The organism is Microcoleus sp. LEGE 07076, from assembly GCF_015207455.1.
GTDB lineage: Bacteria > Cyanobacteriota > Cyanobacteriia > Cyanobacteriales > Microcoleaceae > Microcoleus.
In genome coordinates, this window is sequence record NZ_JADEWV010000261.1 from 1 (window position 1) to 6,918 (window position 6,918).

Below are 6,918 nucleotides of genomic sequence, written 5' to 3' on the forward strand. Positions count from 1 at the left end.
CGTTATTCTGCACGCGGGTAGCCTCCCAGCCGGGAAGTTTCATCCCGTTTTGGCGCAAACTTTTCAATTGCTTGAGGTTGGCAACGGTTGGCGGGTTTGTCCAAGGCCACTTTCCTGTCAGGTAGCCGGGAATTGCTACTGCCCCAACCAGTACCAACAAAAACGCCAGTACCACAATTTTAGATTGGTACTGCCGCAGTAGTTTCTGTGCTGAAATTATTTTTTTCATCAATTGCTATACTGCTTTGGGGAATACTTTTCCATGCCGTTGAGGAGAAGTACCAATAAGCCTAGTATACAGGTAGAATACAAGTCTCCGCCCCATCCAGCGTGCAGCCAATTAAAAAGCGTCTCTCTCTCGGTTCCGTGCAAGTAAGTTAGCAAAGTGTTGCGGAGAATGTTGGAAGTGATGCTAATAATCGATGTGATCGCTAAAAACAAAAGGGTTTTTTTGTGGGAACTCCAAACTCCTGTCCAATCCAGCAGAATTAAGCTGACGTAAAGACTGGTAAACAGCATTTTTAATCCTGCACAGTGGGGAGCAACTTCTACAATGCGATCGTTTACGTAGAGATAAATTTCTTCGACTCTCACGTTGAGACCGACTTTAGTTAATATTAAGCCTGACATCTCAGCAATGAAGTGCTGTAGCGGCAAGGCGTAGGGTTCTATGAGGTAAGGAATGTGATTTGGTGATGCCAAAAAGATGAATAAAAGTGGCATTGCCTGCAATTTTAAGCCGGGGATTCCTTTTAATGACAAGCAGATGCCTGCCAGCATTACTGGTAAAGATAAATTTACCAAATCGCTTAAGCGACTCAGATAAAAAAGTGTCGCTAGTACCAGCAAAAAGCTTCCGAAATGATGGGGTGAGTTGGGCAATCGCAGCCAGCATTTTCGGTTCGTCCAAGCAATGTAAGCTGCGTAGGGCAAACCAATTAGTCCGTGGCTGAAATATTCGTGTTCGATGCTGATGTTTTTGTTTAACCAGCCGTCGTACCAGTGTACTAGCAGGGGAGCGTACAGCAGCACTAGGAGCAGGGTGATACCTTCTGCCAGGAGGTATCGCTTGAAAATAATCTGGATTCTGCGCTGGATGTGCATAATTTGAGAAGTTTTGAGATTGCTGCAGTGGATTCGCAATGCGAAAGCGGTTGGGAAGTGTGAGTGAAAGATTTGTTAATTCCCAATTCAATCGCTTTGAGAAATTCGCTGTAAGCTTTCGGACAAATAAACATTGTATGTTCAGGGTGGCCGGGACACCCACCCCACTCATTGTTTTATTGTTTTTTGCATACAGTTTAAATGATGAACAGCTTACTGCTTGAAACACTTTTAGCATAACTTCGATCGACAATTAGCATTTCTCTGCTCGTTCTATCGCCCGTACAACTTGCTCGATCTGAGTATTGCTCAATCCGGGATACATTGGCAATGATAAAATCTGTTGGCAGAGGGTTTCGGCGCGGGGAAAGTCGCCCGGGTTGCCTAAGTTTTGGTAGGCGGGTTGCAGGTGGCAGGGTACGGGATAGTGGATGCCTGTTTGAATGCCGTCTCGGGCGAGTTTTTGCTGGATGGTGTTGCGGTCGATCCTCTTCGTTGGCGCAGCCCCCGTAGGGGCGGGCTTCGCTAACGAGCTTTTGTCAGTAATTTGGATAACATAGAGGTGATAAATGTGACCGCTGCCGCTGTGATTGGCGATCGGTACAATGCCTTTGTGTTTCAGCGGCTCTAATAAATTATTGTAGTGTTGGGCGGCCCTGTGGCGATCGCGATTCCATTTTTCTAAGTATGGCAATTTAATGTTGAGTATGGCAGCTTGCAAATTGTCGAGACGGCTGTTTGTACCAATTTCTGTATGTAAATATTTGCTAGGAGCTCCGTAATTGCGGAGAGTACGCATGGTTTCTGCGAGTTCTGCATCGTTAGTAATTAACATCCCGCCGTCGCCAAAAGAACCGAGGTTTTTGCTGGGATAAAAGCTGAATGCTGCTGCTTTCCCAACAGAACCCGCGCGGTATCCTTCTCTTTCGGCTAAGTGCGCTTGGGCGGCATCTTCAAATATGATTAAATCGTGGCGGTTAGCAAAATCTAAAAGCAGTCGGGGCGATACCATTTGACCGTAGAGATGTACGGGGATAATTGCTTTAGTTTTCGAGGTAATTGCTGTTTCGGCTGCTGTGAGGTCAATTAGGGCTGTTTCCGGGTCACAATCTACCAGAATAGGTATTGCTTTGGCTTGAATGACGGCGATTGCGGTAGCGATAAAGGTGTTGGCGGGTATGATAATTTCGTCGCCCGGATTAATGCCGCAAGCTTGGAGTCCCAGGGCGATCGCATCTGTTCCGCAAGCCACTCCTACGCCGTATTGTACTCCAGAAGCTGCTGCGAATGCTGTTTCAAATTCTGCCAGTGCTTGACCTAAAATAAAGTCTCCTCGCTCAATAATTTTGCCAATTGTTTCTGTTATTTGGGATTGAATTGGTTGGTGTTGCAGGGAGAGGTTGACAAATGGAACTTTGGGCGGGCGACTACTCATACATCAGAGGAATACTAATTATTTATATTAACATTTGAGTGCGGATATCTTTTGGGAATTTTTAACCGCAGAGGGCGCAGAGAGCGCAGAGGAAAAGAGGAAGAGAGGAGAAAGCCGATCGCAGTTTTCTGGATCTGTCAATTAAATCAACCTTTTTCGGTAAGATAGAATTAGATATTTTTTCAGCAATCGAAATCATGGAATACAAACAACTCGGTGACAGCAACTTATCAGTATCTGAATTTTGTTTGGGTACTATGACTTACGGCCAGCAAAATACTGTGGAAGAGGCGGCCCAGCAGCTCGATTTGGCAATTTCTAAAGGAATCAACTTTATCGATACGGCCGAAATGTATCCGGTGCCGGGAAAACCGGAAACTCAGGGAAAAACTGAGGAATATATCGGCGAGTGGTTGGCGAAACAGCAGCGGGATAAAGTCATTATAGCGACGAAAGTGGCGGGCAGAAGCACTCGGTTAAAGTGGATTCGGGAAGGGAAAAATCAGCTCGATCGCCCAAATGTGGAAAAAGCCCTGAACGACAGCCTCAAACGCCTGCAAACTGATTACATCGACCTCTATCAGATCCACTGGCCCGATCGCTACGTGCCACTATTTGGCGCGCCAGATTACGATATTACTCAAGAACACGAAACTGTACCGATTTTGGAACAGTTGGAGGTGTTTGCTGACTTGATTAAAGCTGGCAAAATCCGCTATTTGGGTTTGAGCAATGAAACGCCTTGGGGAGTTTGCGAGTTTTGCGAATTGGCCGAAAAACACGGTTTGCCGAAAGTTGTTTCGATTCAAAATGCTTTTAGTTTGAGCAATCGGACTTTTCACATGAATTTGGCAGAAACTTGCCGCTTTAAAAATGTGGGATTGATGGCTTACAGTCCTTTGGGTTTTGGAATTTTAACGGGTAAATACTTGAACGGAATTCCCGAAAATTCGCGGCTGGCTTTATTCGCAGGATTCGGTCAGCGTTACGATAAAACTAATCTGAATGATGCGGTGAAAGCCTATATTGAGATTGCTGGAAAATACAATTTGACTCCGGCTAAGATGGCTTTGGCTTATGTGCGATCGCGCTGGTTTGTCACGAGCACTATTATCGGTGCAACAAGTCTCGAACAGTTGCAGGAAAATCTCGGCAGTTTGGAGGTGAATTTGGATAAGGAGATTGTAGCGGAAATTGATGCGGTGCACGCTAAGTATCCGAATCCGACACCGTAAGTTTGTTCGTTGTTCAATCGGCGGTTGAAACCGCTTCTACACACACAAAGTCCGCCTGCGCGGACTAAGAGATAGAGGGGAAATTTGAACCCTGATTAGATATTAGTAGGTTGGGTTGAGGTCAGGAAACGAAACCCAACTTATTAATTGTTTATATTGTTTAGGAGAAACAGCGATGAATACCAGTCAAAAATTTAATTTTAAATTAGCCCAGCGTTTCTTAGAAAATTACGCAGATCCTCCAGAAGATCCATTGGGAGAACTTACTCATTTTGAAATGGCGATCCGGCGTTTTTGTTTTGAATGCGATCGTACAGTATCAATAGAAATAGGTGATGAGAGAATACAGGTATTTTTAGATCCTGATATCTGTATGATTTTGGACGATAATCTGCCTGAACAAATTAGGAAACTGTCACAAGGTAGGCCAATAGAAATAGATTTTGCTGAAAGTTGTACGTTAACTATCAAGTTAGTACCCACAGACGATCGCCTTAGCTGTACTTTGAGCAAGTTTGGAACTTCCTGCTGGGAAAAGCATTTTGAATTCGATCGCACTCGCGTATTAGATGCACTCAGAGGTTTTCTGGCTGAAGTGATGCAGCTAGCGGTAGATAAGGGTTACATCACAGCCGAGGAGAAGGATGAGTTTATTAGTCCGGCTTTTTCTGGCAATACCGATGCTGTGGTGTTGAGTAAGTAGTTGGTTTGGATGGTGTTTTGGGCGATCGGCGTATTGTTATAGCAATTATCCAAAGTCTTGTAACAATCATGAGTGTTGAATTTGTTGACTTTCGCTATGCCAGTAAGGTGCGTCGCTCATCGATTGTCGATCGGAATTGAAGATTGTAGATGGCGACGCACCCTACCAGCTCTTCGCAAAGCCCCAATCATAGTCAACAGGACTTTGACAGTAAACATTCAATTAAGTTTCAATCCCTGATAGGGATTTACCCTCCCAAAAAACAGAGAGTTTAAATAGGAGGGTTTGGAATAGCAAACTTGACTTGTAGCAAGCATATTTCAGTCCCTAATAGGGATTCATGTTTGCCCAGAGTATGGCAACCAGTTTGCTTTTCCTGTTAACAGGATAGCGCACAGTCAAAAAAATGTCAAGTCATGCTAGCTACAAGTCTAAACTCTAAACACTGATCTATAATTATTGATGAGGATACCCAGTCAGTAAAAACGGAAAAGGCCCGCCTGAAGTAGAAATTCAGACAGTGCCCTCGCTTTCGCTAGGTAGCTCAGTTGGTTTGAAGTTAAGAGGTCAAACCAACACAAGTAAACCCAACTACTTTGAAATATATGTTCCACAACTGTAACCCACAAGACGGACAATTGTTTCCCAACCTTCGGCGGGCTCAGATCGCTCTCTCTGCTTTGGCGAAGTTGTACCACGCTTTGGCGGAGTCGCACCGGGCTTTGGCGAAGTCGTACCGCGCTTTGGCGGAGTCGCACCGCAGTCTGCTTGAGGAAAACGAAGCAAAGGATGAAACTATCGAAGAACAGCGACAGGTAATAAATGACTTGAATGACCAACTTGATTGTCATCCAAATTACTGCGAAAACGATGGTTCATCAAACTGCGCCATGTCACGATCGCGAATATGTTACGGATAGACTAGGAATCTCATAGAAAGTACGATCGCCCTTTCCATCGAAAAAATAGGACAATGGTAAAGGGCGATCGCACTTCACCCTAAAATCTTTCTCAACTAAACCCATGAGTACAATTCGCTTACAACTAGCCGAATACTTGAAATGTCGAGGTTTCACCCCCGAAAACTTAGTCGAAGCTGTGGGCGAAACACTCAATCCTGAAACCGTATACCAACTGATCGAAAAAGCCGAAAAGCTCAATCATTTAGACTTATCCGTCTTAGCCGCCATTATAGATGGCTTGAGCAAACTCAATGGTTTTCCAATTGGCATTTCAGAAGTGCTAATATTTTTTCCTGACATTTCCGAGGAAGCATTGGCAAAATCCCCTTGGCGTCAACTTTACCTCGTCGATAATGAAATTCCCCCCTATGATTGGGGAGATGTAGACCCGATGAAACTTGGTCAACCCGTGCGCTATATACCGGGAGTAGGTGCTGTTATTCTTGAAGACGAAAGGGTATAGCAATAAGCGTGGCTAATAGATTCACCATCCGCGATATTTTACTGGTTGATTTCCCTCCTCAAACGCCTGCACTGCACGAACAGCAAGGAATACGCCCTGCTGTAGTAGTGGGGAGACCAAGCAACACAGGTACGATCCGTTTTGAGCTTGTGATTGTTGTGCCGATTACCAGACAATCAGGAGATTGGACTGCACAAAATCCAATTTTATACCCAAGTCTTCAGGCAGGAGTGGGAAATCTAACGGCCGACTCGATAGTATTGCTGGATCAAGTACGCGCTGTAGATATCCGGCGAGTATTGCGCTATCTTGGCAGTTTAACCGCAGAAGAGTATCAGCCGATCGCCAATGGACTAAAAGCGATGTTTGGCTTTTGAATTATCCCTTCATTACCTAAACGTTTATCGCGCAGATGCTTAATACGATTCCCTACGGGATAGCTTCGCTTCATGCACTTTTTGCTGTTTTTCCTGCAAAAACTCGGCAAAGTCGCAGACTTCAGCCCAAAGAAACCGGGTTTTTAGCGAATCTTCGCACCGCAACGAAGTATTTTCGTAAAAAACCCGGTTTCTGAACCTCATGCGTAAGTCTTATAATTGCAACTGATGCGGATAAACTGTTTCAACACCTATCGTTTCCATAAATGATTCTGGCTCATCCTGAGTTGCAGGAACAAAATCTCCGCCAACTTCCGCTTTCACCCATCCGCCAAATAATTCGACTAAATAAGCTTCACCGTTCTTGAATACCTCAACAATCGCCCCCGCTGTTTCTGGGGGTGCAACTCCGCCATCTGCGAGAGCGATTTCTTCGGTTAAATTAACTGCATCAAATAACTGAAATTTGCTCATTGCTGTCCAATCTTTAACCCGCGAAGGCGGGTTTTGTTTGTGTAGACGCGGTTTCAAGAGACTGTTGGCGAATTAAAAAAGGGTGAAACCAAACATCCCACGAGCGTGGAAAAAAACTATGATGAGGCAGAGGGAAAAAGAGCCGAAAAACGAGATACACGGGTC

Annotated in this window: 9 protein-coding genes; 5 read left to right on the forward strand and 4 right to left on the reverse strand. The window is 44.8% G+C overall.

Annotated elements, in window-relative coordinates:
* From IQ270_RS26475 to IQ270_RS26485, 3 genes are all read right to left on the reverse strand, one after another.
* Window positions 1–229 (reverse strand): cyanoexosortase B system-associated protein (locus tag IQ270_RS26475; protein ID WP_193976145.1); only part of this gene is annotated, 229 nt, incomplete at its 3' end.
* On the reverse strand, window positions 229–1,104 hold the full coding sequence (gene crtB / locus IQ270_RS26480; protein WP_193976146.1) for a cyanoexosortase B: 876 nt from the start codon (window positions 1,102–1,104) through the stop codon (window positions 229–231). The genes crtB and IQ270_RS26475, both read right to left, overlap by 1 nt.
* Before the next feature lie 253 nt (window positions 1,105–1,357).
* Window positions 1,358–2,539, reverse strand: a complete 1,182-nt coding sequence (locus IQ270_RS26485) for a DegT/DnrJ/EryC1/StrS aminotransferase family protein (protein ID WP_193976147.1) — start codon at window positions 2,537–2,539, stop codon at window positions 1,358–1,360.
* 197 nt (window positions 2,540–2,736) lie between these two features.
* Between IQ270_RS26485 and IQ270_RS26490 the strand changes: the two genes are divergently transcribed.
* From IQ270_RS26490 to IQ270_RS26510, 5 genes are all read left to right on the forward strand, one after another.
* The gene (locus IQ270_RS26490; protein ID WP_193976148.1) at window positions 2,737–3,774 is read left to right on the forward strand and encodes an NADP(H)-dependent aldo-keto reductase; all 1,038 of its coding nucleotides are present in this window, start codon (window positions 2,737–2,739) and stop codon (window positions 3,772–3,774) included.
* 175 nt (window positions 3,775–3,949) lie between these two features.
* Window positions 3,950–4,477 (forward strand): hypothetical protein, encoded by a 528-nt coding sequence (locus tag IQ270_RS26495; protein WP_193976149.1) that lies wholly within the window; start codon window positions 3,950–3,952, stop codon window positions 4,475–4,477.
* Between the two features lie 605 nt (window positions 4,478–5,082).
* Entirely contained in the window at window positions 5,083–5,397 is a 315-nt protein-coding gene (locus tag IQ270_RS26500; protein WP_193976150.1) for a hypothetical protein, read from the forward strand.
* A 103-nt stretch (window positions 5,398–5,500) separates the two neighbouring features.
* On the forward strand, window positions 5,501–5,902 hold the full coding sequence (locus IQ270_RS26505) for a hypothetical protein (RefSeq protein ID WP_193976151.1): 402 nt from the start codon (window positions 5,501–5,503) through the stop codon (window positions 5,900–5,902).
* An 8-nt stretch (window positions 5,903–5,910) separates the two neighbouring features.
* Window positions 5,911–6,279, forward strand: coding sequence for a type II toxin-antitoxin system PemK/MazF family toxin (locus tag IQ270_RS26510; RefSeq protein ID WP_193976152.1), 369 nt, complete (start codon window positions 5,911–5,913; stop codon window positions 6,277–6,279).
* A 213-nt stretch (window positions 6,280–6,492) separates the two neighbouring features.
* On the opposite strand, the gene IQ270_RS26515 is transcribed toward IQ270_RS26510, so the two are convergent.
* Window positions 6,493–6,753 carry a DUF4926 domain-containing protein gene (locus IQ270_RS26515; protein WP_193976153.1) on the reverse strand — a complete coding sequence of 87 codons (261 nt, stop codon included), beginning with the start codon at window positions 6,751–6,753 and terminating at the stop codon, window positions 6,493–6,495.
* Window positions 6,754–6,918 lie beyond the last annotated feature (165 nt).